This window comes from Streptomyces sp. NPDC098101, assembly GCF_044760185.1.
Lineage (GTDB): Bacteria > Actinomycetota > Actinomycetes > Streptomycetales > Streptomycetaceae > Streptomyces.
Genome location: NZ_JBIWAS010000001.1, coordinates 1,525,413 through 1,551,711, shown reverse-complemented (window position 1 = coordinate 1,551,711; position 26,299 = coordinate 1,525,413). Strand labels below are relative to the sequence as shown.

The following is a 26,299-nucleotide window of genomic DNA, read 5'->3' as shown; positions in this document are numbered from 1 at the left end:
CCTTTTGCTCCTTTTACCTCTTTCCGAGAACAGTGGTCACATTCCTGAGATTCGAGGGATTACGAAAGAGGGTTCGGGGAAAACGCCGCGTCCATTCCCCCGTCCGAAGACACCGTCACGGCCGTCGGGAAGAGGCCCCGGACGGCACGATTCGGCCCGGACGACCGGGGAAGCCGCTGCGTATGAACGGTCGCCCTGTCCCGCACGCACAGCCCGTGGCCGCCGGCGCCCGTCGCTACGAACTGACGGAGGACCCCGGGGTGGCGGGTACGTGCCGGGACCTGACGCGGCAGGCGCTGAGCGAGTGGTTCGGAGCCGCGGGCGCGCCCGGGCAGGTCGCCGCCGAGGACGCCCTGCTGCTGGTCTCCGAGGTCGTCACCAACGCGTTCACCCACGGGGGCACCCCGCGCGAACTGCGGCTCGACCGCGTCGGGGACCGGCTGTGGGTGCAGGTCAGCGACACGAGTCCGGTACGTCCCCGGCCCCACGGCCCGCACCGCCCCAGCCGCTCCTCCGGACACGGTCTGTACCTCCTGGAGCGGCTGTCGGCCGCCTGGGGCTGCGTCCCGAGAGACGGCGGCAAGGCCGTCTGGTTCGAGGTGGAGATGCCTCCCGCACCCGGACCCCGCGACCACCCGGATCCGGAGGGGTGACCGGAGCGCGGTGTTTACGGAACGCGCCGCGCGGTCACTCGCAGGGCGAGGCCGGTCCCCCGGCCCGGACCGGCGGTGAGCACGTCCCACCGCCCCCGTCCGTCCCCACCCGTCCCCCGCGATTGGACAGCGCCATGAGGGTCGTCGTCACAGGAGCCACCGGAAACGTCGGGACCAGCGTGGTCCGGGCCCTCGACCGCGACCGTACGGTCACGGACGTGCTCGGCGTCGCCCGCCGCGTCCCCGACCTCCGGATCGGCGGGACCCGCTGGGCGGCGGCGGACGTCGACCCCGGCGGCCCCGACCTGGCCGGGCTGTTCGCGGGGGCCGACGCGGTCGTCCACCTCGCCTGGAAGTTCCAGCCCACGCACGACCCGGTCGAGACCTGGCGCACGAACGTCCTGGGCAGCATCAGGGTCTTCGAGGCGTGTGCCCGGGCGGGCGTGCACTGCCTGGTGCACGCCTCCTCGGTCGGCGCCTACTCCCCCGGCCCGGCGGACGGGCGCCCCGTCGACGAGTCGTGGTCCACCCACGGCTGGCCCGGCGCGGCCTACACCCGGGAGAAGGCGTATCTGGAGCGCTATCTGGACGGCTTCCAGCTGGCCCACCCGGACCTGCGGATCGTACGGATGAGGCCGGCGTTCCTGTTCAAGGAGGAGGCGGCGAGCGAGCAGCGCCGCATCTTCGCGGGTCCCCTCCTGCCGTGGCGCGTCGTCCGGCCGGGTCTGCTGCCCGTCGTGCCCTCCGTCAAGGGCCTGCGCTTCCAGGCCCTGCACACCGACGACGCCGCCGAGGCCTACCGGGCGGCCGTGGTGCGGCCGGTCCGGGGGCCGTTCAACCTGGCAGCCGATCCGGTGCTCGACACCGACGTGATGGCCCGCCTCCTGAGGGCCCGCGCCGTTCCGGTACCGGCGGGCGCGGCCCGTGCCCTGCTCGCCGCCGCGTGGCGCCTGCGCCTCGTGCCCGCCGCGCCGGGGCTGTTCGACGCGGTCCTGCGGCTGCCCCTGCTCGACTCCTCGCGGGCCCGCGAGGAGCTGGACTGGACGCCGTCGTGGACCTCCGAGGAGGCCGTCGGCGAGTTCCTGGAGGGCCTCGGCCGGGGGGCCGGGCTCGGCACCCCGCCGCTGGCCGCCGACGCGGCGCCGGTGGGGGCCGCGGGGGCCGCGGGAAGGTGAGAACCGTGCCGGTGGGCGGTCCGTGCGGGCCGCCCACCGGCACGGCCCGGCCTCAGCCCTTCACGACCTCGCGCACGTTCTCCACGCGGCCGCAGTCCGAGGCGAGCTGTCGGGCGCGCTCCTTCAGGAACGCGCCGCCCAGCTCGTTCCTGCGCGCGTCGGGGACGTTCTCCCGGGCGTCGTTGAGGATGGTGCGCTCCTCCTCGTCGAGGTGGTGGGTGACCGCCTCGACGAGCTCTTCGAGGCGCTCGTCCCACGCCTCGGAGCCGACGTCGTCCACTTCGAGGAGGGCGAGGAGGGCCTTGTTCCCCTCCTCGTGCTCCTCGGTGCCGTGGTCCACGTCCTCGTCGTCGACGTTCTTGAAGCGCTTGAGCGCTCCGTAGACCTCGCTCTCCTCCGCCTCGCCGTGCGCGATGAGCAGGGCCGAGAACTCCTTCAGCGCGGCGGCCCGGTCCGCCTCGACGCTCCGCATCCGGCGGAACAGGTCCTCCATCGTGCGGTGGTCCTCCAGGATGACCGCGACCACGTCCTGGTTGTCCTCGCTACCGGCCATCGTGCCGTCTCCTCCTCGACTCGGCTTCCCGTCGTGCGGCGCTCCGACGCGTTCGGCGGGTACCCCTGCCGGGGAGAACCAATCGCGGCCGACGAGGGGTGCCGCTCCGCGTCCGCGCCCCCTACTCCCGGGCGAGCACGGCCTCGGCCTCCGCTTCGAGGTCGACGTAGGGCGTGCCGCTGACGTCGACGGCGACCCGGTGCAGGGTGCCGCCGGTGAAGGCGAAGGGCCGTTCCGGTGTAGAGCCCGGTGACGGCCTCGCCGGAGTCGCGGCCGACGGTGAGCCCCTCGCCGGCCAGGGTGAACTTGCCGGGCTGGGTCCTGATGCGGCCTTCGCCGACCTTCCTGTCCCCGTGGTGGAGGCTCAGGATCCCGGTGGCGACGCCGGGTTCGGCCTCCCCGTCCTTGTCGAAGGCCGCGGCCAGGATCAGCTTCTCTCCGGTGGGCAGGTCCTCCTCCGCCGTGACGACCTGCTGGTCGGCGCCGAGGAAGTTGTAGACGTAGTGCAGGCGGTTGTCCCGTACGAACAGGGCGTGCCCGCCGAACCGGCCGCCGTGCGCGAACAGGACTCCCGACGCCTCCGGCCCGGGGAGGTCCACCAGGGCGCCGATGGAGTAGGAGCGGTTGCGGACGTTCACCGCCACGGACTCGGGCACCTCCGCCCCGCCGGGGCGGTAGACGTAGCGGTCGCGGGGCGGGACGAGCTGCGGCCGGGGGGTGAGGAGGATCTCCAGGGCGGAGCGGTCGTCGAGGGGGAAGGCCTGGTTGACGCCGGCCTCGTAGAACCACAGGCCGACGAGTTCCGCGAGCTTCCCGGGCTCGCGTGCGGCCAGGTCGTGGAGTTCGGAGCGGTCCTCCTCGGTGTGGTACAGCTCCCAGACGTCCTGGTCGAAGTGGCCCCATCCGCTCAGCGCGGGATGGGTGGTGACGGCCTTCCAGCCCTGGTGCCAGATGCCGCGGGTGCCGAGCATCGAGTAGAACTGCGTGGTCTTGGCGGAGGGGGCGTCCGGCGCGTCGAAGGAGTAGCGCATACCGACCCCCTGGAGCGGGACCTGGGGGTGGCCCTGGACGGTCTCGGGCAGGTCGAGGCCGAGGCATTCGAGCACGGTGGGGACGATGTCGACGGCGTGGTGGTACTGGGAGCGGACCTCGCCCCGGGAGGCGATGCCGGCGGGCCAGGAGATGACGCACGGGTCGCAGGTGCCGCCGTTGAACGAGTACCGCTTCCACATCTTGAACGGCGTGTTGAAGGCCATGGCCCAGCCGTTCGGGTAGTGGTTGTACGTCTCGACGCCGCCGAGTTCGTCGAGCATCGCGAGGTTCTCGTGGATGTCGTCGGCGACGTTGTTGAAGAACTTGTTCTCGTTGACGGATCCGTTCGGTCCGCCCTCGCCGCTGGCGCCGTTGTCCGACACCACCACGAAGAGGGTGTTGTCGAGCTGGTCGATGTCCCGGAGGTAGTCGAGGAGGCGGCCGATCTGGTCGTCGCAGTGGGAGACGAATCCGGCGTAGACCTCGGCCATGCGGGCGAACAGGCGCCGTTCGTCCTCGTTCAGTTCGGCCCAGGGGCGGGTGCGGTCGAGTTCGGGGAACGGTTCGTCGTCCGGTCCGGTGCGCGTGTCGGGAGTGCCGAGGGGGTTGAGCGGGGGCAGTTCGGTGTTCTCGGGGACCAGGCCGAGTTCCTTCTGCCGGGCGAGGGTCCGCTCCCGCATCGCCTCGTACCCCTCGTCGAAGCGGCCCCGGTAGCGTTCGATCCACTCCCTCGGCGCCTGGTGCGGGGCGTGGGCGCAGCCGGGTGCGTAGTAGAGGAAGACGGGCCGGTCGGGGGCGATGGCCTTGACGTCGTCGATGTACTGGATCGCCCTGTCGGTGATGTCGACGCCGAAGTGGTAGCCCTCCTCCGGGGTGGCGGGCTGCTCGACGGGGTGGTTGTCGTGGACGAGGTCGGGGTACCACTGGCTGGTCTCGGCGCCGAGGAAGCCGTAGAACCGTTCGAAGCCGCGGCCGAGGGGCCAGTTGCGGCGGGTGGAGGCCAGGTTGACCTCGTCCTCCGGGCACAGGTGCCACTTGCCGACGGCCGACGTGCTCCAGCCGCGCTCCACGAGCAGTTCGGCGAGGGTCGCGGTCTCCCGGGGGATGTGGCTGTTGGCGTTGGGGAAGCCGATCGCGGCCTCGCTGATACAGGCCATGCCGACGGTGGTGTGGTTGCGGCCCGTCAGCAGGGCCGCCCGGGTCGGCGAGCAGAGCGCGGTGGTGTGCCACTGGGAGTAGCGCAGGCCGTCGGCGGCGAGCCGGTCGATGTTCGGGGTGTCGATCGGGCCGCCGTAGCAGCCCAGCGCCCCGAACCCGACGTCGTCGAGGACCACGTACACCACGTTCGGCGCCCCTTCGGGGGCCTTCGGCTGCTGGTAGGGGGCCCAGTCCGGTACGGAGTCGCGGACGTCGAGTCCGACCGTGCCGCGGAACGTCGAAGAAGCCACCGTCATGCCTTCCGGCCGTGCGTCCGGGCCACGGCGAGGCGCGGACTACTGGTGCCCATGCTCGGTTCGTACGGTGCCGGGCGCGGCTCGCGGGGGCCGGACGGGTGACGCGGGGCGCGGGGCTCCGGGTGGCGCCGTTCAGTCGGCGACGCAGCGGAAGCCGAGGTGGCAGGTGGCCGTGTCCTCCGTCTGTCCCTGCCGGGCCGCCGGGCGGTAGCGCAGGCAGTAGTTCGGGGCGCACAGGTGGGAGCCGCCCTTGGTGACCCGGCGGGGGAAGCGCTCCGGGGCCTCTCCCGCCGGGGTGTCCGCGCGGGGTTCGCGCGGGGCGCAGCAGGAGGCGGCCGGTTCCGCGTGCCCGTCCGTGTAAGGGTCCGCGGTCCACTCCCACACGTTGCCGGTCATGTCGTACAGGCCGTGGCCGTTCGGCGGGTACGTGCCCACGGGGGTGGTGCCGGGGGCCGTGGCCCTGCCCGCGGGGACGTACTCCCAGGGGAAGCGGCCGTGCCAGGTGTTGGCCATCCGGCGCCCCCTGGGGGTGAAGTCGTCGCCCCAGGAGAAGACGGCCCCGTCGAGGCCGCCCCGGGCGGCGTACTCCCATTCGGCCTCGGTCGGCAGCCGCTTCCCGGCCCAGGCGGCGTACGCGGCGGCGTCCTCGTACGCGACCTGGGTGACGGGGTGGCGCTCCCGTCCGTGCAGCGTGCTGCCGGGTCCCGCGGGGTGGCGCCAGGACGCGCCGGGCACGTAGGACCACCACTGCCGCCAGTCGTCGAGGTCGACCGGTCCGGGCGTCCTGCGGAACACCAGGGCGCCGGGGACGAGGGCCGCCGGGTCGGCCTCCGGGTAGTCGGCGGGGTCGGGCGCGCGTTCGGCGACGGTCACGTGGCCGGTGTCCTTCACGAAGCGGCGGAACTCCGCCGCCGTGACCGGGTGTTCGTCCATCCAGAACCCGTCCGCCGTCACCCGGCGGACGGGCTTCTCCTCCGGGTAGAAGTCCCGCGACCCCATCAGGAAGGTGCCGCCCTCGATCCGGACCATGCCGCGCGTCGGGGCGGGCCGTGGTGTGGTCGTCGTCATGGGACAGCACCCTGCCGCACGGGGCGGCGGCCGTTCCGGACGACGCGCGGGCGGACCGGCGGCGGCCCCGGCGGGTCAGAGGCGGGTCAGGCGGAGGCGGGGCGGCGGGCGGCGGCAAGCAGGTCGTCCCGGTCGGCGAGCTTGACGCGGGGGCGGCCCTGGGCCCGGCCCTCGGCGCGCTCGGCGGCGTCGATCGCCCGCCAGCCGTCGAGGTCGACGGCGTCGGGGCGGGCCGGGGCGGGCGACGGTCCCTCGGGGGCGGTCAGACGGCCGGCCTCGAGGTCGTCGAGGAGGGCGGTGACGGTCTCCTGGGCGCAGGACTTGTTGGTGCCGATGAATCCGGTGGGACCGCGCTTGATCCAGCCGGTGACGTAGACGCCCGGTGCGACCCGGCCCCGCTCGTGCGGCACCGTGGCGGTCTCCTCGTCGAACGGCAGGCCCGGGACCGGTTCGGCGCGGTAGCCGACGGCGCGCAGGACCAGGGACGTCCCGATGGTCTCGGTGGCGTCGGTGGGGACGGCCCGTACGGTGCCGTCGTCGGCGCGGCGCAGCTCGGTCCGTACGACGGTCAGACCGGTCACCCGGTCGTCGCCCTCGATCCGCGCCGGGCCGGTCAGGAAGCGCAGGACGATCCTGCGGCGGCCGGGGACGGGGGTGCGGGCGGCGAGTTCGGCGAGGACGGCCGTCTTGGGCGTGGCGTCCGCCGGGAGGTCCTCGGGCCAGCCCTCCACGAGGACGTCGACGCCGTCGAGGGCGGCGAGCGCGATCAGTTCGGGCAGGGTGAAGGCGGCTTCGGCGGGTCCCCGGCGGCCGAGGACGACGACCTCGCGGACCCGGCTCGCGCGCAGCGCGGTCAGGGCCCGGTCGGAGACGTCGGTGCGGGCGAGGGCGTCGGGGTCGGCGGTCAGGACGCGGGCCACGTCCAGGGCGACGTTGCCGTTGCCGACGACGACGGCCCGTTCGGCGTCCAGCGGGTGGGTGGCGCCGTCGTGGTCGGGGTGGCCGTTGTACCAGGCGACGAAGTCGGTGGCGGAGGCGCTGCCGGGCAGGTCCTCGCCCTCGACGCCGAGGCGCCGGTCGGTGGCCGCGCCCACGGCGTAGATCACGGCGTGGTGGTCGCGGACCAGGTCCTCGTGGTGCAGGTCGCGGCCGATCCGGGTGTTGAGGCGGTACGAGAAGCCCGGCTGGCTCTCGATGGCCCGGAAGAGTTCGGTGACCCGTTTGGTGTCCTGGTGGTCGGGCGCGACCCCGGCCCGCGCGAGGCCGTACGGGGTGGGCAGCCGGTCGTACACGGTGACGCTCACCCCGGGGTGCCGGAGCAGTTCGTCGGCGGCGAACAGTCCGGCCGGTCCGGCTCCGACCACGGCCACCCGCAGTCCGGCGGTCTCCACCCGGCGCTGCGGGGGCACGAGGGCCATGGGGGTGCGGTCGGCGTGCGGGGAGGTGTCGTAGTAGGCGCGGTTGAGTTCGAGGAACGGCAGCTCCGCCTCGGTGAGCTTGGTGTGCGGTTTGAGGGCGTCCACCGGGCAGGCCGTCGTACAGGCCCCGCAGTCCACGCAGGTGCGGGGGTCGACGTACAGCATGTCGGTCTGTCCGAAGCCCGGTTCGCCGGGGGCGGGGTGGATGCAGTTGACCGGGCAGGCCAGCACACACGACGCGTCGGCGCAGCACGACCGGGTGACGACGTAGGGCATGGGGAGGGGTTCTCCGTTCACGTTCACGGGGCCGGCGGGACGGCTCCCGGCCGGCGGCCCCGCCCGGCGGGCGGGCGGGTGTGCTGCTGGTGGTGGGGGGTGGGGGTTACGGCGTCACGCGGCGTGCGGGGCGGGCTCGCCGCGGAAGCGGGACGGGCGTCCGTCGATGCGCAGGGCCCGCCACACCTTCCGGGAGGTCCGGTTCATCAGGCCGATGTCCTCGGCGAGCATCCGCACGTCGGAGAAGAGGTCCCGGAGCATCCGCTCGCCGTCGGGGGACTTCCAGAAGATGTCCTTGACGACCCAGTGGGGGACGCCGATCTTCTCGGCGGTCTTCCGGTCGGGGACGACGATGACGTCGCCGAGGACCCGCATGATGACGGGGAAGGCCACGGAGAGGGCGCCCCGGCGGAACTTCCCGTAGCCGGGGACCTTGACGCGGAGGAACTCGTGGGCGAAGGAGATGTGCCGGGCCTCTTCCGCGACGTGGATCTGCATGAGCCGCCGCATCAGCGGGTGGACGTCCTCGCCGCTGCGCAGGATCGCCTTCTGGAGGTGGTCGATGGGCTCCTCCCCGGCGAGGACGCCGGTGAAGAACGACTCGGGGATCAGGGAGCCGGCCAGCGGCAGGAAGCGGCTGACGACCCGGAAGGAGCGCCGGCCGCCGGGCACGTCGGCGCCCGCGCGGTTCACGAACTCCTGGAACATCTGGGTGTGGTGGCACTCCTCCGTGGCCTCGTGGGTGAGGTAGCGGAACTCCGGGTTCTGGTTGGGCAGCGAGAAGAGGTAGTCCATCACCCCGCGGATGAGGACGTTCTCGAACTGCATCCCGACCTTGACGATGTTGGCGTACCGCCACAGGCCGATCTTCGTCCGGACCTCCAGGGGCTGCGCCTGGTACCACGGGTGGCCGCCCAGCGGGTCGGCCTCCGGGAGCACCCAGCGGGGGTCCTCGGGGTCGATGGCGAAGTCGGGGTTGTCCCAGTCGATGTCGGTGAAGGCGTCGAAGTGGATGTGCACCGACGCCTCGGACAGGGTCCGGAGCCTCTCGTGGTAGCTCTCCTGGCTGATGGTCATCGTCTTCCTCGCTCTCTCGTGATCGGTCTCCGGAGGGGTGGGGGGTTCCGGCGTCAGACCGCCGGGGCGTGGTCCTGCCGGCCGGTGACGGGCCGCGTGCCGGGGGCGGTCCGCTCGAAGCGGAGGGCGGGGTCCTCGACGGGGGAACTCCGCAGGGCCCGGCGGTCGCGGTAGTAGTTGTTCCAGATCCGCCAGGGGTCCCGGGTGCCCTGGCGGGGCATGATCGCGTCGCCGCGCGCGATGTAGCCGGAGGTGAGCGACTCGCCCATGACGGAGACCGGGGAGCGGTCGGACGCGGTGGCGACGGGGGTGGCGCTGGTGAGGCCGTGCCGGTCCATGTGGGCGACGAGGCGGCTGACGTACGCGCAGGCGAGGTCGGCCTTGAGCGTCCAGGAGGCGTTGGTGTAGCCGATGATCATCGCCAGGTTGGGGACGCCGTCGACCATCACCCCCTTGTAGAGGAGGTGGTCGCGGGTGACGAGGGGTTCGTCGTCGACCGCGATCTCCATGCCGCCGGCGAGCTGGAGCTTCAGGCCGGTGGCCGTGATGACGATGTCGGCCGGGATCTCCTCGCCGGACTTCACCCTGATCCCGTTCTCGGTGAACGTCTCGATGTGGTCGGTGACCACGGAGGCCCGGCCGCTCTTGAGGGTCGTGAAGAGGTCGCCGCCGGGGACCACGCACAGCCGCTGGTCCCAGGGCTTGTACGCCGGGGTGAAGTGGCGCATGTCGACGCCCTTGCCGAGCCGCGCCCGCACCGCGCCGAGCAGCACCTTGCGCATGAGCCACGGCGCCTTGCGGCACAGGGCGTACAGACCGCGCTGGAGCGCGATGTTGCGGGCGCGGCCCACGCGGTGGACGAGTCCGGCGGGGACGCGGAGCTTGCGCAGGACGGTGGAGACGGGGTCGTCGGCGGGCAGCGCCAGGATGTACGTGGGCGAGCGCTGGAGCATGGTGACGTGCGCGGCGGTGTCGGCCATCGAGGGGACCAGGGTGATGGCGGTGGCGCCGCTGCCGATGACGACCACGCGCTTTCCGCTGTGGTCGAGGTCCTCGGGCCAGTGCTGCGGGTGCACGAGGGTGCCGCCGAAGCGCTCCTCGCCGGGGAACTCGGGCCGGTGGCCGCCGTCGTAGTCGTAGTAGCCGGTGGCGCCCACGAGGAAGCGGGCCTTCCAGGTCTCGGTCGTGCCGGTGGCCTCGTCGAGGGTCTCGACGGTCCACCGGCCCTCGTCGCTCGACCAGTCCGCGCGGACGGCCTTGCGGCCGAAGCGGATGTGCTCGGTGACGCCGTGCTCCTCGGCGGTCTCCTGGACGTAGCGGCGGATGTCCGTGCCCTCGGCGAGGATCTTGGTGCCGTGCCAGGCGCGGAAGCCGTAGCCGAAGGTGTACATGTCCGAGTCCGAGCGGATGCCCGGGTAGCGGAACAGGTCCCAGGTGCCGCCGATCCGCGCGCGCCGCTCGACGACCGCGTACGTGGTGCCGGGGTTGCCGTCGGCCAGGTGGCAGGCGGCGCTGATGCCGGACAGGCCCGCGCCGATGATCAGCACATCGACGTGCTGGTGCTCCATCTCGATACCCCTCTGTCGCCGGACCGCGTGCTTCCGCGCCGGTGCACCGGTCCCGGGCGTCGTCGCCCGGGACGGGAATTTACCTGTGTCACTGCGTCCAAGGTACCGGCGGTAACACCGCCTGCGCCACCCCCGGGACCGACCGCGCGCGGCCTCGTCGCGGGGCCGGGTACGATCCACGCCGTGGCGGAGGACAGAGATGCACGCGGTGACGGACGCCCCGACGGCCGGGACACGCGCTGGTCCGGCCACCGGGCCGAGCGCCGTGACCAGGTCCTGGCCGCGGCCCTCACCGTCATCGGCCGGGAGGGCCCGTCGGTCAGCGTGGCGGCGATCGGCGCCGAGGCGGGGATGCCCCGCTCCGTGGTCTACCGGATCTTCCGCAGCCGCGAGGACCTGGACGAGCGGATCCGCGCGCGCATCGCCGACGACCTGCTGGCCGCGCTGTATCCGGCCCTCGACCCGAAGGGCACCGTCCGGGAGGCCGTCGAGCTCGGCGCGGCCACCTATGTCGGCTGGGTCGCGGAGCACCCCCGGCTCCACCAGTTCCTCGGCGCCGGCTCGCCCGAACAGCACGCCGGCGGCTCCCGGATCGTCGCGGGCACCCGGACCGCCATCGCCCTGCACCTGGCCCAGCTGCTCGACGCGTACGCCGAGCAGCTGGTCGACGGCGGGAAGGCTCCCGCGGGCTTCACCCTCAACCTGGCGTTCGGCATGGTCGGCCTGGTGGACGGCGTCGTCAACCAGTGGGCCGCCCGTCCCGAGTCGAGGAGCTCCCTCGACGACCTGACCCACTTCCTGAGCGACGCCCTGTGGGGCGTCCTCTCGGAGTCCACCCGGCGGCTGGGGCTCGCCCTCGATCCGGACCAGCCGATCGGTACGGCCCTGGAACTGCCGGGGCGGCCCCGGCCCTGATCCGCCCCGTGCCCCGGCGGCTCCGTTTGCGGAGTGGTGGGCGCCGGGTTTGAGTGTGAGGGACCCCTCGCGCCGCCGGAGCCCGGGCCCGCACGACGGACGGACGGCCGGCCGCGCGGTCCCGCAGCCGCAGGGCAAGGAGAGACCGATGGCACCCCACCACAAGTCGAACAAGCAGGTCGAGGGCGACCCGGACACCGGGCACGGACGCGGCCTGCCCCGGCGTCCCGACGAGAAGAAGCTCGACGAGCGCCTGGAAGAGGACCGCGAGGAAGTGGGCCTGCCGGTGGACCCGGACGACAGGAACCGGTAGGACCGGCCCGGTCGGCCGGGCGGCGGAGGCCGCCCGGCCGGTGGGTCAGGAGGGGTCGGGGACCAGTCGGGGGACGAGCCGGACGTAGGCGACCATGCCGAGGACCTCGACGAGCGTCTGGGTGACCACGACGACCGCGGCGACGGCCAGGGAGTCGGGCAGGGCCAGGGCCAGCGGCAGGACCACGAGGGAGTTGCGGGTCGCGCCGGTGAAGACGATCGCCCTCCCGGCGGGCGGCCCCAGGCGGAACAGCCGGGCCACGGCCTTCCCCGCGAACGCCATGACGACCAGGAACAGCGCGTAGAACGGGACGACGGCGACGACGTCGGTGAGGCTGCCGCCGATCCCGGGGACCTGGGAGGCCACCACGGTGAAGAGGGTGGCGGCCATCAGGGGCACCATCGTGGTGGTCGCCGCCCCCGAGACCCTCCGCCCGGCCGGCCGGCGCGCGGCCCACGCCTGGAGCGCCCACGCCAGGAGCAGGGGGACGACGATCAGGAAGAGGAACGCCTCCGCGAAGGGACCGGCCTCGACGGCGTCGGACAGCCCCGGCCCCATGAACAGGTACAGGAACCCCGGCAGCAGGACCATCTGCGCGACGAGGAGGACCGGGGTGGCGGCGAGCAGTCGGCGGGCGGAGCCGCCGGCCAGGCCGCAGAAGACGATCACGTAGTCCACGCACGGGCAGAGCAGCACCAGCAGGACGCCGAGCCGGACCGCCCGGTCGTCGGGGAGCAGGGGGAACATCGCGGCGACCACCAGCGGCACCACCGCGAAGTTCACCACAGCGGCGGCGGACAGGAACCTGCCGTCGCGCAGCGAGCGCGCCAGCTCGGCGGCCGGGACCTGGAGGAAGGTGACGAACAGCAGCGCGCCGAGGACCGGGTTGATCGCGTGCGCGAGGCCCGGCCCGAGACCGGGGGCCGCCCACCCCAGCAGGGCTCCGGCGCCCATCGCCGCCAGGTAGACCGCGACCTGGTGGTGCTCCATCCGTTCGACCGGACCCGTCGGCCCCCGCTGTGACACCCGAACCGCTCCCTCGTACCGTTCCGGCCGCTCCCCGACGGCCCCGGGGGCCATCCTCGCAGGTCGGCGCCGTCGGGGAAGCGCGGCGTCGCGGCCGGGGCACCGGAGCCGACGGCGCCGGAAACGGGCGCGCGCCGGCCCCGCGGGTGCGGGGTCGGCGCGTGGAGGTCCAGCTTGCCGGGGACGGCGGCCGCGTGGACCGTCGGTGTCCTCGTCAGCCGGCGAGGAGTTCGAGGGAGTCGATCACGCGGTTCGAGAAGCCCCACTCGTTGTCGTACCAGGCGACGACCTTGATGTGGCGGCCCTCGACGCGGGTGAGCTCCGAGTCGAAGATCGAGGAGGCCGGGTTGCCCGTGATGTCGGAGGAGACCAGGGCGTCCTCCGAGTACTCCAGGACGCCCTTGAGCGGGCCCTCGGCGGCGGTGCGGTAGGCCTCCAGGACGTCCTCGCGGGTCACGTCGCGGGAGACGGTCGTGTTCAGCTCGACGATCGAGCCGACCGGGACCGGGACGCGGATCGAGTCGCCGGACAGCTTGCCGTCCAGGTTGGGCAGCACGAGGCCGATGGCCTTGGCGGCGCCCGTCGAGGTCGGGACGATGTTGACGCCGGCGGCGCGGGCGCGGCGGGGGTCGCGGTGCGGGCCGTCCTGCAGGTTCTGCTCCTGCGTGTAGGCGTGGACCGTCGTCATGAAGCCGTGCTCGATGCCGGCGAGGTCGTCGAGGACCTTGGCCAGGGGGGCGAGCGCGTTGGTCGTGCACGAGGCGTTCGAGACGATCGTGTGCAGCTCCGCGTCGTACGCGTCGGTGTTGACGCCGTACGCGAGGGTGACGTCGGCGCCGTCGGCGGGCGCGCTGACGAGCACCTTCCTGGCACCCGCGTCGATGTGGGCGCGGGCCGCCTTGGCCGACGTGAAGCGGCCGGTGGCCTCCAGGACGATGTCGACGCCGAGCTCGGCCCAGGGCAGCTGCGCCGGCTCGCGCTCGGCGAGCACCTTGATGCGGTGCCCGTCGACGACCAGGGTGTCGCCGTCCACGCTCACCGGACGGCCGAGGCGGCCGGAGGTCGAGTCGAAGGCGAGGAGCCGGGCGAGCGCGGTGGGCTCGGTGAGGTCGTTGACGGCGACGATCTCGAGGCTGCTGTCGCGCTCGAGCAGCGCGCGCAGCACGTTGCGTCCGATGCGGCCGAATCCGTTGATGGCGATACGAGTCATGGCGATGTCCCTTCGGTTCGCCACCCATGCTCGTGCGCGGCGACCGCCCGTGACAGCGGCGTGATCGCCACGGTCCGCAAGTATCGCGCCAGAGCGCCGTGGGGGCCGGTTCGCTCGCCCTGGTTCACCCGCCATGGTTCGCTCTCCCCGGTTCACTCGCCCTGGGCGAACGTGCGCCGGTAGTCGCTGGGCGTGGTGCCCAGGATCCGCTGGAAGTGCAGCCGCAGATTGGCCCCGGTGCCGAGCCCCACGTCGGCGGCGATCTGCTCGACGCCCCGTTCGGAGCGCTCCAGGAGCTCACGGGCCATGTCGACGCGGGCCCGCATGACCCACTGCATGGGCGTGTAGCCGGTGTCCTCGGCGAACCGGCGCGAGAACGTGCGCGCCGACACCGCCGCGTGCCGGGCCAGGACGTCGAGGGTGAGGGGTTCGCCGAGCCGGTGCAGCGCCCACTCGCGGGTGGCGGCGAACCGCTCGCCGAGCGGTTCGGGCACGCTGCGCGGTACGTACTGCGCCTGGCCGCCGCTGCGGTACGGGGCGGCGACCAGGCGCCGGGCGGCGTGGTTGGAGGCGGCCACCCCGAGGTCCCCGCGCAGGATGTGCAGGCACAGGTCGATGCCCGAGGCCGCGCCGGCGGACGTCAGGACGCTGCCCTCGTCGACGAAGAGCACGTTCTCGTCGACCCGGACCAGGGGGCGTTTGGCGGCGAGGGCCCGCGCGTAGTGCCAGTGCGTGGTGGCGCGCTTGCCGTCGAGGAGTCCGGTGGCGGCGAGGGCGAAGGCGCCCGTCGAGATCGCGGCGAGCCGCGCGCCCCGGTCGTGGGCGGCGATCAGCGCGTCGACGACGGCCGGCGGCGGGTCCTCGCGGTCGGGGAAGCGGTAGCCGGGGACGAAGACGACGTCGGCCCACGCGAGCGCGTCCAGGCCGTGGGCGACCTGGTACGACAGACCGTCACCACCGGCGACGACGCCGGGTTCGGCGCCGCACACCCGTACCTCGTACGGCATACTCGCGCGGGTCGTGAACACCTGCGCGGGGATGCCGACGTCGAGGGGTTTCGCCCCTTCGAGGACGAGGACGGCGACGCGATGCAGACGGGAAACGGGCACGTCACGAGGGTACGCGGGGCGTGTCGGGCACGGGACGCGGGCGTCCGGACGCGGTGGCGGATCCCGCACCGGCCCCCGATCCTCGGAACCCACGATTCGGAATAACGTCCTCCACTTCCCGTGGCCCGTGTCAGGAACTTTTTCCCGGCTGTCGGCACTCATGATCAATGGGCCCCGGGCCGCGCCGTGACGGCGCCGTCCCTCCACGCCCCGCGGCGCACCCCTGTCGTGCGCCGCGCCGGACGATCCCGATGAAGTCGAGGAATTCACCGTGCCCCTGACGTCACACCGACGCCTGGTCGTGAGCACCACCCTGATCGCCGCACTCGCCGCGGGCGTCGCCCCCGCCACCGGTGCGTCCGCCGCCACCCCCCGCACTCCGGCCGCCGCCCCGCAGGCTTCCGCCGCCCTCCCGCAGACCCCCGCCGCCGTCCGGGCGGCGGTGAACAAGGTCCCCGCCCCCGACATGGACGGCGTGGTCACCGCGCTGAACGCCGCCCTGGCCAACGGCGCGCCGGGGGCGATGGCCCGGTTCTCCGGCCCCTCCGGCGTCCAGAGCCGTACGGTCGGCGTCCAGGACCGGGTGAACAACACGCCCATGAACATCGGGTCGCGGTTCCGGATCGGCAGCGTCAGCAAGACCTTCTCCACGGTCGTGCTCCTCCAGCTGGTGCAGGAGGGACGGCTGACGCTCGACGCGCCGGTCGACACGTACCTGCCCGGTCTGCTCCCCGACGCCCGCATCACGGTCCGTCACCTGCTCACCCACCGCAGCGGGCTCGCCGACTACACCGACCCGATGTTCGCCAACACGGTGCCGGGCTTCGAGTCCGTGCGGAACAGGGTGTTCAGCTACCAGGAGCTCGTGAACCTCTCCCTGGCGCTGCCCCGGACCACCGAGCCCGGCGTGGCCTACAAGTACTCGAACGCCAACTTCGTGGTGGTCGGGATGCTCATCGAGAAGCTCACGGGCAAGCCGGTGGCGGACGCGTACCAGCGCCGCATCTTCGGTCCGCTGGAGCTGCGCAACACCTCGTACGTGCACCCCGGGACCACCATCGCGGGCCGGCACGTGCGCGGGTACCTGTACCCCGACACGGCCGGCGAGCCGCTGGTGGACTCCACGGAGCAGACCGTGTCCTGGGCGCAGTCCGCCGGGGCCGTCATCTCCGACGCCGCCGATCTGAACACCTTCACCAGGGCGCTCGTGCGCGGCCGTCTGCTGTCCGCGCCGATGATGGAGGCGATGACGACGGTGACGCCGACGGACACCACCGACACCCGGTTCTACGGGCTCGGCCTGCGCCGCTACGACCTGTCGTGCGGCACCCGGGTGTACGGGCACACCGGCACCGTGCAGGGCTTCTACACGTACGCCTTCTCGACGCGCGACGGCCGCCGCAGCCTCTCGGCCGTGGCCAACTCCACGAACCGCGGCGCGGTCAACACGGCGCTCGGCGGGACCCTCGAACCGGCGTTCTGCGGCAAGAAGCCCGCCTCGGCCGCACGCTCCGCCTCGCCCTCGGCGCGCGACTTCTCGTCGCTGCCGGCGGAGCGGGACCTGCCCGAGCGGCACTGATCCGGTTCTCCGAGGGGGCGTCCGGCATCTCCACCGGCCGGACGCCCCCTCGGGTTCACGCCTGGTACTCGGTGAGGTCGATGGCGTGGACGCGCAGCGGGACGCCGAGGTCCGGGTGCTCCAGCTCGCGCTCGGCCTCCATGCCGAGCTTGGCGACGACGTTCTCGGACGCGGCGTCGGAGAGGTGCGTGACGGCGACGACCCGGTCGAGCCCCCGGTCCTGGAGCGCCCACTCCAGGACCGCGTGGGCGGCCTCGGAGGCGTAGCCCTGGCCCCAGAACGGCCGTCCGAGGCGCCAGCCGATCCCGATCTCGTGCGCCGCCCCGGGCAGGTCCTCCGGCACGGAGAGCCCCGCGAAGCCGATCAGCTCGCCGGAGGCGAGGAGCTCCACGGCGAAGAGGCCGAAGCCCTCCTCGTCCCACTCCTCCTCGTACCGCTCGATGTCCCCGGCGGTGTCGTCCAGGTCGCGGACCGAGCCGTCGCCGATCCAGCGCATGACCTCGGGGTCGGCGTTGATCTCGGACAGCGGGACGAGGTCGTCGTCGCTCCAGCGGCGGAGGAGGAGGCGGGGGGTGCGGATCTCGGTCATGGCCCCATCCTGACGCACGCGGCGGACCGCCCGCGCCACCGGGCGCCGGGTTCAGCGGTAGTACCCCTCGACCACGGCCCTCACCTCGTCGAGCAGCGCGGGGCCGTCCTGCGGTACGGGCGGCGGGCCGCCGTCCGGGCGGATGTCCAGGAGCTGTTCGTTCGAGAGGGCGAAGACGACGCGGCCGAGGCCCGCGCGCCGGACGGCCGCCTCGCACATCCCGCACGGCTGGCAGCTGGTGTAGAGGGTGGTCCGGGCCGCCGTGGGCCCGTCCAGTTCCCTGGCGGCCCACCGGGCCAGCTTCAGTTCCGGGTGGGCGGTGATGTCCCGGTCGGTGAGGGTCGTGTTGCGGTCCTCGGCCAGGACCGTTCCGTCCGGCGCGGCGAGCAGCGATCCGAACGGCGGGTCGCCGCCCTCGCGCGCCTCGGCCGCGAGGGCGATGGCCCGCCGGAGGAGGGCGTGGTCGTCGGGTGTCGTCATGACGGCTCCGTTCGGGTGCGGGAAGTGCCGGGGTGCGGGGCGGGGCGGGACGGCCCCGGGCGGTCCGGGAAGAGGCGGGCGGCCACCGCGGCGAGTGCCCGCCAGGCCTCCTGCGGACGCGCGGTCTCGCGGGGGTCGCCGTGGTACGGGTCGAGGACGACGCTCTCGGCGCCGAGCAGCCGCAGGTGGTCGAGGTCGTCCACGATCTGGTCGATCGTGCCCTCCCCCGCGAGCCGTTCGGCTCCCGTGACCGGCTCCTCCGTGAGCCGCAGGGCGATCCGCGGGGCCAGGGCGGGCACGGGGAGCCGGTGCGCCTCCGCGTACTCCTCCAGCCGTGCGGAGCCCTCCCTCAACTGCGGCAGGGTGCGGCGCAGCGGGTGCCAGGCGTCCCCGAGGAGCACGGCGCGGCGGATGCCCGCGTCGCTGTGCCCGCCGATCCAGACCGGGATCCGGCGGTCGCCGTGGTCGGCGGTGTCCGCCCAGGCCTCCCGTACGGTCCTCAGGTGCTCGTCGGTCAGCCGGCCGCGCCGTTCGAAGGGGACGCCGAGGGCGGCGAACTCCTGGCGCGCCCATCCCGCGCCCACGCCGAGGACCAGTCGGCCGCCGCTCAGCTCGTTGAGGTTGGACGCCATCCGGGCGGTGAGCAGCGGGTGCCGGTAGGGGGCGATGAGGACCGTGGTGCCGAGGCGGACCCGGGTGGTGACGCCGGCCAGCCAGGACAGGGTGGTGAAGGGCTCGTAGAAGGGGGCCGGGTAGCGCTCGGCGACGTCGGGCGTGACGACCACGTGGTCCGAGACCATCAGCAGACCGAAGCCGAGGCCCTCCACGGTCAGGGCCCAGTTCCGCAGCGTTTCCGGGTCGGCTCCGGGGCCGAAGTTGAGGACGTTGACTCCGATTTCCACGCGGCACAGGCTAGCCCGGCGGGAAGGGCGTATTGAAGCGATTCCCGCCCGTCCAGGGGCTGTTCGGCCGTGGATCCGCCGGTAATCTGGGCGGATGACCGAGACTATCGACGCGACGGACTGGGCGATCCTGACGGAGCTCCAGCGGGACGGCCGGGTCGCCTACACGGAGCTGGCGCGGCGGGTGAACCTGAGCGCGTCCGCGACGAAGGAGCGGGTGCGGCGCCTGGAGGAGACCGGGGTGATCACGGGATACCGGGCGGAGGTGGATCCGGAGCGGGTCGGGTACGGGGTGCTGGCGGTGGTGCGGCTGAAGTACCCGGGAACCCGGCACGAGCCGCTGCGGCGGCTGCTCGGGGAGCGCCCGGAGATCCTGGAGTGCCTGCGGACGACCGGGGACGACTGCTACGTCCTGAAGGTGGCGGCGGCGTCGATGGGCCATCTGGAGGAACTCGTCGACGCACTGGCCGACTTCGGCAGCACGACGACGAACCTCGTCTTCAGCCGGACGCTGTCCCTCCGGGGGCCTAGCGAGCCCGGCCCCCGCGAGCGCTGAGCGAGGCGTCCCGGGCGCGCCGGGTGTGCCGGGCGCGTAACCGCCCCGGAGGCGCCGGCTGCCTCCGGGGCGGTTCTCCGTGCGGCGGTCCGACGTCACGGTCCGTGTGACGGATCCGTGCGGCGGGACGCGTCGCGGAACCGTGGTCGCGGGCCGCGTCGCGGAGCCGGTGTTACGGGACGATCCGCAGGAGGCGGTTCGGGGAGCCGCTGCCCGGGCTGGTGACCTTGTTGGGCGTGGCGCCGTTGACCAGGGCCGTGGCGACCTGGGCCGGGGTGGCGGAGGGGTGCCCGGCGAGGTAGATCGCGGCGGCGCCCGCCACGTGCGGGGCGGCCATCGAGGTGCCCGAGATGGTGTTGGTGGCGCTGTCGCCGGTGTGCCAGCCCGCGGTGATGGACACGCCGGGGGCGAAGAGGTCGAGGACCGAGCCGTAGTTGGACCAGCTGGACTTGGCGTCGTTGTTGCCGGTGGCGCCGACTGTGAGGGCCTCCGTGACGCGGGCGGGCGACGAGGAGGAGGCGTTGGCCCCGGAGTTACCGGCCGCGACGGCGTAGGTGATGCCGTCGGCGATGGACCTCCGCACCGCGTTGTCGAGGGTGGTGGAGGCGCCGCCGCCGAGGGAGAGGTTGGCCACGGCCGGGACCCCGGCGGTGTGGTGGGACGTGACCCAGTCGATGCCCGCGATGACGCCGGCGGTGGTGCCGGAGCCGTTGTTGTCGAGGACGCGGACGGCGACGACCTTCGCCTTCTTGGCCACGCCGTAGGTGGTTCCGGCGACGGTCGTGGCGACGTGGGTGCCGTGCCCGTTGCCGTCCTGGGCGACCGTGTCGCCCTCGACCGCGTCGTAGCCGTTCACGGCGCGCCCGGCGAGCTCGGAGTGGCTGATGCGGACCCCGGTGTCGATGACGTAGGCCGTGACGCCGGCGCCCGCGCTGTCGGGGTAGGTGTAGGTGCCGGAGAGCGGCAGGTTCGCCTGGTCGATGCGGTCCAGACCCCAAGGGGCGTTGTTCTGCGTCGCGTCGGAGCGGACCACCTGGTTCTGCTCGACGGAGGCGACGGACGGGTCGGCGGCGAGGCGGCGGGCCGCCGTCGCGTCGAGGGTGGCCGTGTAGCCGTTGAGGGCGGAGCCGAACGTCTTGCGGACGGTGCCGCCGTAGGCGGATATCAGCTTCCGGCCCTTGTCCGAGCCGGCCTTGAAGCCCGCGCCCTGCTTCAGGGTGACGATGTAGCTGCCGGGGACGGCGTCGGCCGAACCCGCCGCGAGGACGGTGCCCTCGGCCGGGGCGGCCGGGGCGGCCTGGGCCGGGACGGCGGCGAAGGTGCCGAGCAGGGCGGCCACGGTCGCGGCGGAGGCCGTCACGGCGAAGCGGGTCTTGGTGCTCTTCGGGAGTGCCATTGCGAGGGAGTCCTCCTCGTCGGCGTCGTGCCCGGGGGTGGGGCGGCACGACTGTGGGGGATGCACGTGGGACCACGTACACGGCCGGGAACCGGTGTGTCCGGTCTCGGCGTGATCAGCAGCCTGGCGGCTCCACGGACGTGACTCAAGGAAGTTGACGGCTTGTCATGCATCCGCCACATGCCCGCAATCGAACCCCCTCGGAACCCCTCTGAGGTGGCCTGATCAGGCGCGCGGGTGGCCGGAATCCTGACCCGCCCGACCGCCCGACCGCCCGACCGCTCGCCTACTCGTCCGCCGACCCGACCCGACCCGATCCGTCCGGCCCCGCCCGCCCAATCCGGCCGACCCGACCCGACCCGCCTAGCCCTCCGGAGTGTCCGTCAGGGAGCGGGCGAGCGCCGTGGCGAAGCCGTCCGGGTTGTCCAGCATCAGGTTGTGTCCCGCGCCGGGCACCTCGATCACCGGGACGCCGAACGAGGCGGCCCACTCCGCGGCCGCGTCCGGCAGACTCGCCTCCCCGACGAGGAACGTGCGGGGCGCCGCGAGCCCGGCCAGCAGGTCCCCCGGGGCGGGCGTGCTCCCCTCGACGAGCGCCACCGCGCTGCGGTGGACGGCCAGCGGGTCGGCGAGGCGCAGCCGGGCGGCGTAGTCGGCGCGGCCGGCGAGGGCGAGCATCCGGGAGAACCCCCTCGTCACGAACGCCTCCTCGCTCTGGGCGGCCACCGGCGAGCTGAACGCGCCCCCGCCCGCGTACAGGTTGGGCTCCGCCACCACGAGCCGGGCGACCAGGTCGGAGCGGGCCGCCGCCAGGTGGATCGCCACGGCGCCGCCCATCGAGTGCCCGACGAGGTCCACCCCCGTCACGCCGAGGTGGTCGAGGACGGCGGCCACCACGGCCGCCTGGGACTCCATCCGGTAGTCGAAGTCCGCGGGCCGGTCGCTCAGTCCGTGGCCGAGGAGGTCCACCAGGAGCGCCCGGCCGCCGCCGAGCGCGGGATGGGTGGCGATGTGGGCGAAGTCCGAGGCGGCCGTGCATCCGAGGCCGTGGACGAAGACCCGTACGGGCCCTTCGCCCGGCAGGTCGATCCACCGGACGTACGCCCGCTCCCCCGTCAGGAACAACTCCCGCATACCGCTCTCCCCTTGCCGTGCCGCCGTCGTACCGCTGTCGCAGCCGCCGTCGTGCTGTCGTCGGGCGCCACCCTACGAGCCGGTACCGACAACGCCCGCCGGAGCGGCCTGCCGCCGCGCGCGGGGACGGTCGGATAGCGTCGGGCGCGGCGCCGCGCCGGCGCCGCCGGACGCCATCCGAAAGGACACACATGCCCCTCGAAGGTGAGTACGAGCCCAGCCCGGAGGCGTGGGTACGGAACCAGGTCGAGCTCTACGAGTCCTCCGGGGGCACGAAGGGCACCACCATGCGCGGGATGCCCGTGGTCCTGGTGACCAACCGGGGCGCGAAGAGCGGCAAGCTCCGCAAGACCCCGCTGATGCGGGTCGAGCACGACGGGGCGTACGCGCTGGTGGCGTCGAACGGCGGGGCCGTGAAGCACCCCGTCTGGTACCACAACCTCGTCGCCTCGCCGCAGGTCGAGCTGCGCGACGGCACCGAGGTGTGGGACATGGAGGCGCGTGTCGTCACCGGCGAGGAGCGCCGGGAGTGGTGGGACCGGGCCGTCGCCGCCTTCCCCGACTACGCCGACTACCAGCGCAAGACGGACCGGGAGATCCCCGTGTTCGTGGTGGAGCGCACCGGCTGACCGGCCGGTCGGCGGGAGGGCCCGGGCCGGTGCCGGCCCGGGCCCTCCCGCGTGCGACCGCTCAGCCGGTGCGAAGGACCCGGAAGCGGCCGGGCTCCGCCGGGTCCCGGTCGGCGACCTGGACCGGCGCCCAGGTCCACTGCCGGACGCCGATGCCCGGCGCGCGGGAGAACCGGATCGGCCCCCGGGTGCCCTCCACCGCCACGCGCGGCCACGACGCGGCGACGGTCGCCCGGTCCGTGCCGTGGGAACGCAGGATTGCGGCGAGGACGGTGACGGTGTCCCAGCCCTCGAAGGCGACGAAGGAGGGCGCTTCGCCGAGCCGTTCGCGCAGTTCCTTGCCGACGCGTTCACCGAGCGGGCCGAGGTGCTCGGGCAGGTAGCGCAGGAACGGGATCCCGGCGCCGTCCCCGCCCAGGGCCTCGGCCCATTCCGCGAACTCCGGCTGTCCTGCGGGAGCCCCGATCAGGACGTCCGCGAGCCGCCGGTCTCCCCGGACGGCCCGGACGATCGGCACCGCGGGCTCCGGGTGGCCGACCAGAAGGAGGAGCGCCGTCGCGCCGTGCTCAACGAGCGCGTCGCACAGGGCCTCGGGGGTGAGGGCGTTCGCGTCGAGTGCGACGACGCTTCCGCCGAGGGGAGCGAGGCGGTCCCGCAGGATCCGGGTCCCGGACGCCCAGTAGACGCTCGGCTGGGTCGCCACGGCGATCCGGTGCCGGCCCGTGCCGAGGAGGAAGTCCGCGTAGAGCCGCCAGCCGTGGGACTGGGCCGGGGCGAGGCGCGCGACCCACTCCGTCGGTTCCTCGGTGAGCGCGTCGAGCACGGCGGACGAGCAGAGGAACGGCACGCCGAGGGCGTCGGCGCGGGCGGCGGCCGCACGGGCGACGACGCTGTGGTACTCCCCCGCCACGGCGGTCACGCCCAGGCCGGCCAGTTCGTCCACGGCCGCCTCGGCCCGCTCCGGGTCGGCCGCGGTGTCCCGGACCAGGAGCTCCAGCGGTCTGCCATCGATCCCGCCGGTGTCGTTGACCTCGCGGACGGCCAGGTCGAGTCCCGCGAGCAGGTGCCGGCCCGCCTCGGCCCAGCCGGGCCGCGTCAGCGGGACGAGGGCGCCCAGCCGGATGGAAGACCCGCTCCGGTGCTCCGCTCCGGACGGCGACGGCAACGTGCTCGGCGACGGCGACGACGTACTCGGTGACGGTGACGTGCTCGGCGGCGTGTTCGGTCGCGGGTTCATCGGGCGGCGTCTCCCCTGGGGATGGTCACGCCGGACATTGGATCCACCGCCCTCGTCGGCGGGCAACCGATTATCCGTCCGCCGGGCCGCCGGGCCGCACCGCCGCTCGCCTCTTCCCCCGGGCCCGGTCGCCCGCCCCCGCACCGAGGCCCGGTCCCCCGGTCACCCGGGTCAGGCCCACCCCCAGCAGGACGACCGTCATGCCCGTCACCGTCCGTACGGTCAGCGGCTCGTCGAGGACGAGGGCGCCCAGGGCCACGGAGACCACCGGCAGCAGGTAGCCGACCGTCGCGGCGCTGGTGGGGCCCTCCTCCGCGATCATGCGGTAGTTCAGGTGGAAGGTGACCCCGGTCGCGAGGACGCCGAGGACGACGACGGCGACCACCCCGGTCCAGGTCACCGCCGCCGGACCGCCGACGGCCGGGGCGGGCGCGCTCAGGGCGGTCGCCGCCAGGAGCTGCGAGGCGGAGAGGGCCAGGGGCGCGGTGCCCCGGCCGGTGAGACGGCGGGCCATGTACGCGAAGGCCACCGCGTAGCTCGCGGACGCTCCGAGCAGCGCGAGCGCGCCCGCGCCCAGGAGGCCGGAGCCCCCGCTCCAGGGCGCGAAGATCAGCAGGACGCCGGCGAAGCCGAGGACGAGGCCGCCGAGGCGGGCGGCGCGGAGCGGGCGTTCGGTGCCCAGCGCCAGGCCGACGAGGAGGGACCAGAGCGGGGTGGTGGCGTTCAGGACGCCCGCCACTCCGCTGTCGACGGTCTGTTCGCCGATCGAGAAGAGCAGGAACGGAAGCGCGTTGCAGAAGAAGGCCGCGACGGCGAGGCGCCCCCAGGTGCCCCGGTCCCGGGGCAGCCGCTGCCCGGCCCCGTACGCGAGCGCCAGGAGCACCGCCGCGCCGAGGAGGCACCGCACGAAGGTGATCCACCCGGGGGTGAGGCCCTCGTCGAGGGAGATCTTGATCCAGAGGAAGCCCGAGCCCCAGAGCAGGGCGAGGACGCCCATGCGTATCGCCGATGTCATGGCTCCACGCTCCCCCCGCCCCGGCGTGCAGGACAAGCGAAGGATTGTGCATCCGGCGTTAAGCTCTGCTACATGCTGGACGTGAGACGTATGCAGGTGCTCCGGGCCGTCGTCGCCAGCGGCTCCGTCACGGGCGCCGCCGCGCACCTGGGTTACACCCCTTCCGCCGTGAGTCAGCAGATCGCCGTCCTGGAGAAGGAGGCGGGCATCGCGCTGCTCGAACGCTTCGGCCGGGGCGTGCGGCCGACCGCCGCCGGGCGGCTGCTGACCGAGCACGCCGCCGCCATCGGCCGGCGGGTGGCGGAGGCCGAGACCGCCCTCGCGGATCTGCGGGCGGGGCGTACGGGGCGGATCGCGGTCCGCTACTTCGCCACGGCGGGCGCCGACCTCGTCGCCCCCGCCCTGGCCCGCTTCCGGGCCGAGCACCCCGGTGTGCGGGTCGATCTGAGGATCGCGGAGGGCGCGCCCGACGCGGACGCGGACCTCACCCTCGTCGTACGGCCCCGGGGCGGCGCCCCGGACGCGTACGGCGAGGGTCTCCGGCTCGTCCACCTGGTCGACGACCCGTACCGGGTCGTGCTGCCGAAGGGGCATCCGCTGGCCGGTCGCCGCGCCGCCGTCGACCTGGCGGAGCTGGCCGCCGAGCCGTGGGTCGGCAGCGAGCGCCCGGGCCCCTGTCTCGACGCGGTCCTGGACGCCTGCGCGGCGGCCGGGTTCAGCCCGGACATCGCGGTGGAGTGCGAGGAGTACGCCACCGCGCAGGGTTTCGTCGCCGCCGGTCTCGGGATCAGTCTGGTCCCGCTGATGGGCCTGGGCGGCCGCCACCCGGGCGTGGTCGTCCGCAGGGTCCGGGGCCCGGAGCCGGTGCGCGCGATCCACGCGGCGGTACGGGAGTCCTCGCTGGACCTGCCCGCCGTACGGAGCCTCCTGACCGCGCTCCGGGAGGTCTGAGCGTCCGGGTCAGGCCGGGGCCAGGACCGTCAGGAGGCGGGCGACCTCCCGGGCCACGGCCGCGCGGGCCGGGGTCAGGTAGTGGCGGGGGTCGACCGCGTCCGGGTGGTCGGCGAGGTGGGTGCGGACCGCCCGGGTGAAGGCCTTGTTGAGATGGGTGGAGACGTTCACCTTGGTCATGCCGGCCGTGACGGCGGTGGCGAGGTCCGCGTTCGAGACGCCCGAGGAGCCGTGCAGGACCAGCGGGACGTCGACCGCGACGCGCAGCCGGGCGATCAGGTCGAAGTCGAGGACGGCGTCCCGGGTCAGCATCTGGTGGGAGCTGCCGACGGCGACGGCGAGGGCGTCGACCCCGGTGGCGGCGACGAAGGCGCGGGCCTCCTCCGGGTCCGTGCGGACGCCCGGGGTGTGGGCGCCGCCCTTGCCGCCGACCTCGCCGAGTTCGGCCTCGACCCAGACGCCGTGGCGGTGGCACTCCTCCACGACCTCGCGGGTCGCGGCGACGTTCTCGGCGTAGGGGAGCTTCGAGGCGTCGAACATGACGGAGCCCAGGCCGAGTCCGACGGCCTCGCGGACGAGGTCGGGGTTCTCGGCGTGGTCGAGGTGGACGGCGACGGGGACCTTGGCGGCGCGGGCGATCGCCAGGGAGGCGAGGGCGACCGGCTCCAGGGCCCCGTGGTAGCGGACGGTGTTCTCGCTGATCTGGAGGACGACCGGGCGGTCGGCGTTCTCGGCGCCGGCCACGATGGCCTGGGCGTGTTCGAGCTGGAGGACGTTGAAGGCCCCCACTCCGGTGCCCGCCGCGCGGGCGCGGCGGGCGATCTCGTCGGTCGGCGTCAGCGGCATGGCGCGTCTTCTTCCGGGGTGTCGGGCAGGGGTGTCGGAGCGTCGGGCACGGACGCCGGGGTGTCGGGTACGGACGTCAGGGCGCCGGGCGTGGACGCCGGAACGTCGGGCACGGGCGTCGGGCCCTCGGGCACGGAC

General features: G+C 73.9%; 25 protein-coding genes. 8 read left to right on the top strand and 17 right to left on the bottom strand.

All coding sequences use genetic code 11. The annotated features are described in order from the left end of the window. The first annotated feature begins 182 nt into the window (after positions 1-182). Both ACIQVI_RS06450 and ACIQVI_RS06445 read left to right on the top strand, forming a co-directional pair. Positions 183-653, top strand: coding sequence for an ATP-binding protein (locus ACIQVI_RS06450; RefSeq protein ID WP_403591774.1), 471 nt, complete (start codon positions 183-185; stop codon positions 651-653). 134 nt (positions 654-787) lie between these two features. Continuing rightward, positions 788-1,828, top strand: a complete 1,041-nt coding sequence (locus ACIQVI_RS06445; protein WP_403591771.1) for an NAD-dependent epimerase/dehydratase family protein — start codon at positions 788-790, stop codon at positions 1,826-1,828. 52 nt (positions 1,829-1,880) lie between these two features. Here ACIQVI_RS06445 and ACIQVI_RS06440 read toward each other — a convergent pair whose 3' ends face one another. The 6 genes from ACIQVI_RS06440 to ACIQVI_RS06415 all read right to left on the bottom strand — a co-directional run bounded on the left by ACIQVI_RS06440 (position 1,881) and on the right by ACIQVI_RS06415 (position 10,274). After that, entirely contained in the window at positions 1,881-2,381 is a 501-nt protein-coding gene (locus ACIQVI_RS06440; protein WP_403591768.1) for a hemerythrin domain-containing protein, read from the bottom strand. Next, positions 2,264-4,861, bottom strand: a complete 2,598-nt coding sequence (locus ACIQVI_RS06435; protein WP_403591765.1) for an arylsulfatase — start codon at positions 4,859-4,861, stop codon at positions 2,264-2,266. Before ACIQVI_RS06435 ends, ACIQVI_RS06440 begins: the two co-directional genes overlap by 118 nt. A gap of 138 nt (positions 4,862-4,999) precedes the next feature. Further along, positions 5,000-5,935 (bottom strand): formylglycine-generating enzyme family protein, encoded by a 936-nt coding sequence (locus tag ACIQVI_RS06430; protein ID WP_403591762.1) that lies wholly within the window; start codon positions 5,933-5,935, stop codon positions 5,000-5,002. 86 nt (positions 5,936-6,021) lie between these two features. Beyond that, positions 6,022-7,629: an FAD-dependent oxidoreductase gene (locus ACIQVI_RS06425; protein WP_403591759.1), complete on the bottom strand. Its 1,608-nt coding sequence runs from the start codon at positions 7,627-7,629 to the stop codon at positions 6,022-6,024. A 114-nt stretch (positions 7,630-7,743) separates the two neighbouring features. Then, entirely contained in the window at positions 7,744-8,706 is a 963-nt protein-coding gene (locus ACIQVI_RS06420; protein WP_403591756.1) for a diiron oxygenase, read from the bottom strand. 53 nt (positions 8,707-8,759) lie between these two features. Then, positions 8,760-10,274: a flavin-containing monooxygenase gene (locus ACIQVI_RS06415; RefSeq protein WP_403591753.1), complete on the bottom strand. Its 1,515-nt coding sequence runs from the start codon at positions 10,272-10,274 to the stop codon at positions 8,760-8,762. 183 nt (positions 10,275-10,457) lie between these two features. Here ACIQVI_RS06415 and ACIQVI_RS06410 point away from each other — a divergent pair, with 183 nt between their 5' ends. Further along, positions 10,458-11,189, top strand: coding sequence for a TetR/AcrR family transcriptional regulator (locus tag ACIQVI_RS06410; protein WP_403591750.1), 732 nt, complete (start codon positions 10,458-10,460; stop codon positions 11,187-11,189). Between the two features lie 148 nt (positions 11,190-11,337). After that, the gene (locus tag ACIQVI_RS06405) at positions 11,338-11,502 is read left to right on the top strand and encodes a hypothetical protein (protein ID WP_163013740.1); all 165 of its coding nucleotides are present in this window, start codon (positions 11,338-11,340) and stop codon (positions 11,500-11,502) included. 45 nt (positions 11,503-11,547) lie between these two features. Here the strand turns inward: ACIQVI_RS06405 and ACIQVI_RS06400 are convergent, their stop codons facing one another. The 3 genes from ACIQVI_RS06400 to ACIQVI_RS06390 all read right to left on the bottom strand — a co-directional run bounded on the left by ACIQVI_RS06400 (position 11,548) and on the right by ACIQVI_RS06390 (position 14,847). Next, positions 11,548-12,492 carry an arsenic resistance protein gene (locus tag ACIQVI_RS06400; protein ID WP_403591747.1) on the bottom strand — a complete coding sequence of 315 codons (945 nt, stop codon included), beginning with the start codon at positions 12,490-12,492 and terminating at the stop codon, positions 11,548-11,550. Positions 12,493-12,742: 250 nt separating this feature from the next. After that, positions 12,743-13,738, bottom strand: a complete 996-nt coding sequence (gene gap, locus ACIQVI_RS06395; RefSeq protein ID WP_403591744.1) for a type I glyceraldehyde-3-phosphate dehydrogenase — start codon at positions 13,736-13,738, stop codon at positions 12,743-12,745. 152 nt (positions 13,739-13,890) lie between these two features. Beyond that, on the bottom strand, positions 13,891-14,847 hold the full coding sequence (locus tag ACIQVI_RS06390) for a GlxA family transcriptional regulator (protein ID WP_403591741.1): 957 nt from the start codon (positions 14,845-14,847) through the stop codon (positions 13,891-13,893). 271 nt (positions 14,848-15,118) lie between these two features. On the opposite strand from ACIQVI_RS06390, the gene ACIQVI_RS06385 reads away from it, so the two are divergent. Next, complete coding sequence (locus tag ACIQVI_RS06385) at positions 15,119-16,426, top strand: serine hydrolase domain-containing protein (RefSeq protein WP_351974296.1); 1,308 nt, start codon at positions 15,119-15,121, stop codon at positions 16,424-16,426. 55 nt (positions 16,427-16,481) lie between these two features. Here the strand turns inward: ACIQVI_RS06385 and ACIQVI_RS06380 are convergent, their stop codons facing one another. From ACIQVI_RS06380 to ACIQVI_RS06370, 3 genes are read right to left on the bottom strand one after another with little or no spacing between them, the layout of a single operon-like run. Continuing rightward, complete coding sequence (locus ACIQVI_RS06380) at positions 16,482-17,015, bottom strand: GNAT family N-acetyltransferase (protein ID WP_351974276.1); 534 nt, start codon at positions 17,013-17,015, stop codon at positions 16,482-16,484. Positions 17,016-17,066: 51 nt separating this feature from the next. Next, a complete protein-coding gene (locus ACIQVI_RS06375) occupies positions 17,067-17,495 on the bottom strand; it encodes a nucleoside deaminase (protein WP_121828561.1) in 429 nt (142 codons plus the stop codon). Continuing rightward, positions 17,492-18,397: a TIGR03619 family F420-dependent LLM class oxidoreductase gene (locus ACIQVI_RS06370; protein WP_403591736.1), complete on the bottom strand. Its 906-nt coding sequence runs from the start codon at positions 18,395-18,397 to the stop codon at positions 17,492-17,494. Before ACIQVI_RS06370 ends, ACIQVI_RS06375 begins: the two co-directional genes overlap by 4 nt. A 94-nt stretch (positions 18,398-18,491) precedes the next feature. Here ACIQVI_RS06370 and ACIQVI_RS06365 point away from each other — a divergent pair, with 94 nt between their 5' ends. Beyond that, complete coding sequence (locus ACIQVI_RS06365) at positions 18,492-18,953, top strand: Lrp/AsnC family transcriptional regulator (protein WP_403591733.1); 462 nt, start codon at positions 18,492-18,494, stop codon at positions 18,951-18,953. A gap of 172 nt (positions 18,954-19,125) precedes the next feature. Here ACIQVI_RS06365 and ACIQVI_RS06360 read toward each other — a convergent pair whose 3' ends face one another. Then, positions 19,126-20,349, bottom strand: coding sequence for a S8 family peptidase (locus tag ACIQVI_RS06360; protein WP_351974277.1), 1,224 nt, complete (start codon positions 20,347-20,349; stop codon positions 19,126-19,128). Positions 20,350-20,712: 363 nt separating this feature from the next. Beyond that, on the bottom strand, positions 20,713-21,483 hold the full coding sequence (locus tag ACIQVI_RS06355; protein ID WP_403591730.1) for an alpha/beta fold hydrolase: 771 nt from the start codon (positions 21,481-21,483) through the stop codon (positions 20,713-20,715). Positions 21,484-21,674: 191 nt separating this feature from the next. Between ACIQVI_RS06355 and ACIQVI_RS06350 the strand changes: the two genes are divergently transcribed. Beyond that, positions 21,675-22,112 carry a nitroreductase family deazaflavin-dependent oxidoreductase gene (locus ACIQVI_RS06350; protein ID WP_403591727.1) on the top strand — a complete coding sequence of 146 codons (438 nt, stop codon included), beginning with the start codon at positions 21,675-21,677 and terminating at the stop codon, positions 22,110-22,112. Between the two features lie 61 nt (positions 22,113-22,173). Here ACIQVI_RS06350 and ACIQVI_RS06345 read toward each other — a convergent pair whose 3' ends face one another. After that, positions 22,174-23,229 carry an ABC transporter substrate-binding protein gene (locus ACIQVI_RS06345; RefSeq protein WP_403592292.1) on the bottom strand — a complete coding sequence of 352 codons (1,056 nt, stop codon included), beginning with the start codon at positions 23,227-23,229 and terminating at the stop codon, positions 22,174-22,176. A 190-nt stretch (positions 23,230-23,419) separates the two neighbouring features. After that, on the bottom strand, positions 23,420-24,364 hold the full coding sequence (locus ACIQVI_RS06340; protein WP_403591724.1) for a DMT family transporter: 945 nt from the start codon (positions 24,362-24,364) through the stop codon (positions 23,420-23,422). Positions 24,365-24,436: 72 nt separating this feature from the next. On the opposite strand from ACIQVI_RS06340, the gene ACIQVI_RS06335 reads away from it, so the two are divergent. After that, positions 24,437-25,315 carry a LysR substrate-binding domain-containing protein gene (locus ACIQVI_RS06335; RefSeq protein WP_403591721.1) on the top strand — a complete coding sequence of 293 codons (879 nt, stop codon included), beginning with the start codon at positions 24,437-24,439 and terminating at the stop codon, positions 25,313-25,315. A 9-nt stretch (positions 25,316-25,324) separates the two neighbouring features. On the opposite strand, the gene ACIQVI_RS06330 is transcribed toward ACIQVI_RS06335, so the two are convergent. Beyond that, positions 25,325-26,161, bottom strand: a complete 837-nt coding sequence (locus tag ACIQVI_RS06330) for a ketose-bisphosphate aldolase (RefSeq protein ID WP_403591718.1) — start codon at positions 26,159-26,161, stop codon at positions 25,325-25,327. Between the last annotated feature and the right edge of the window lie 138 nt (positions 26,162-26,299).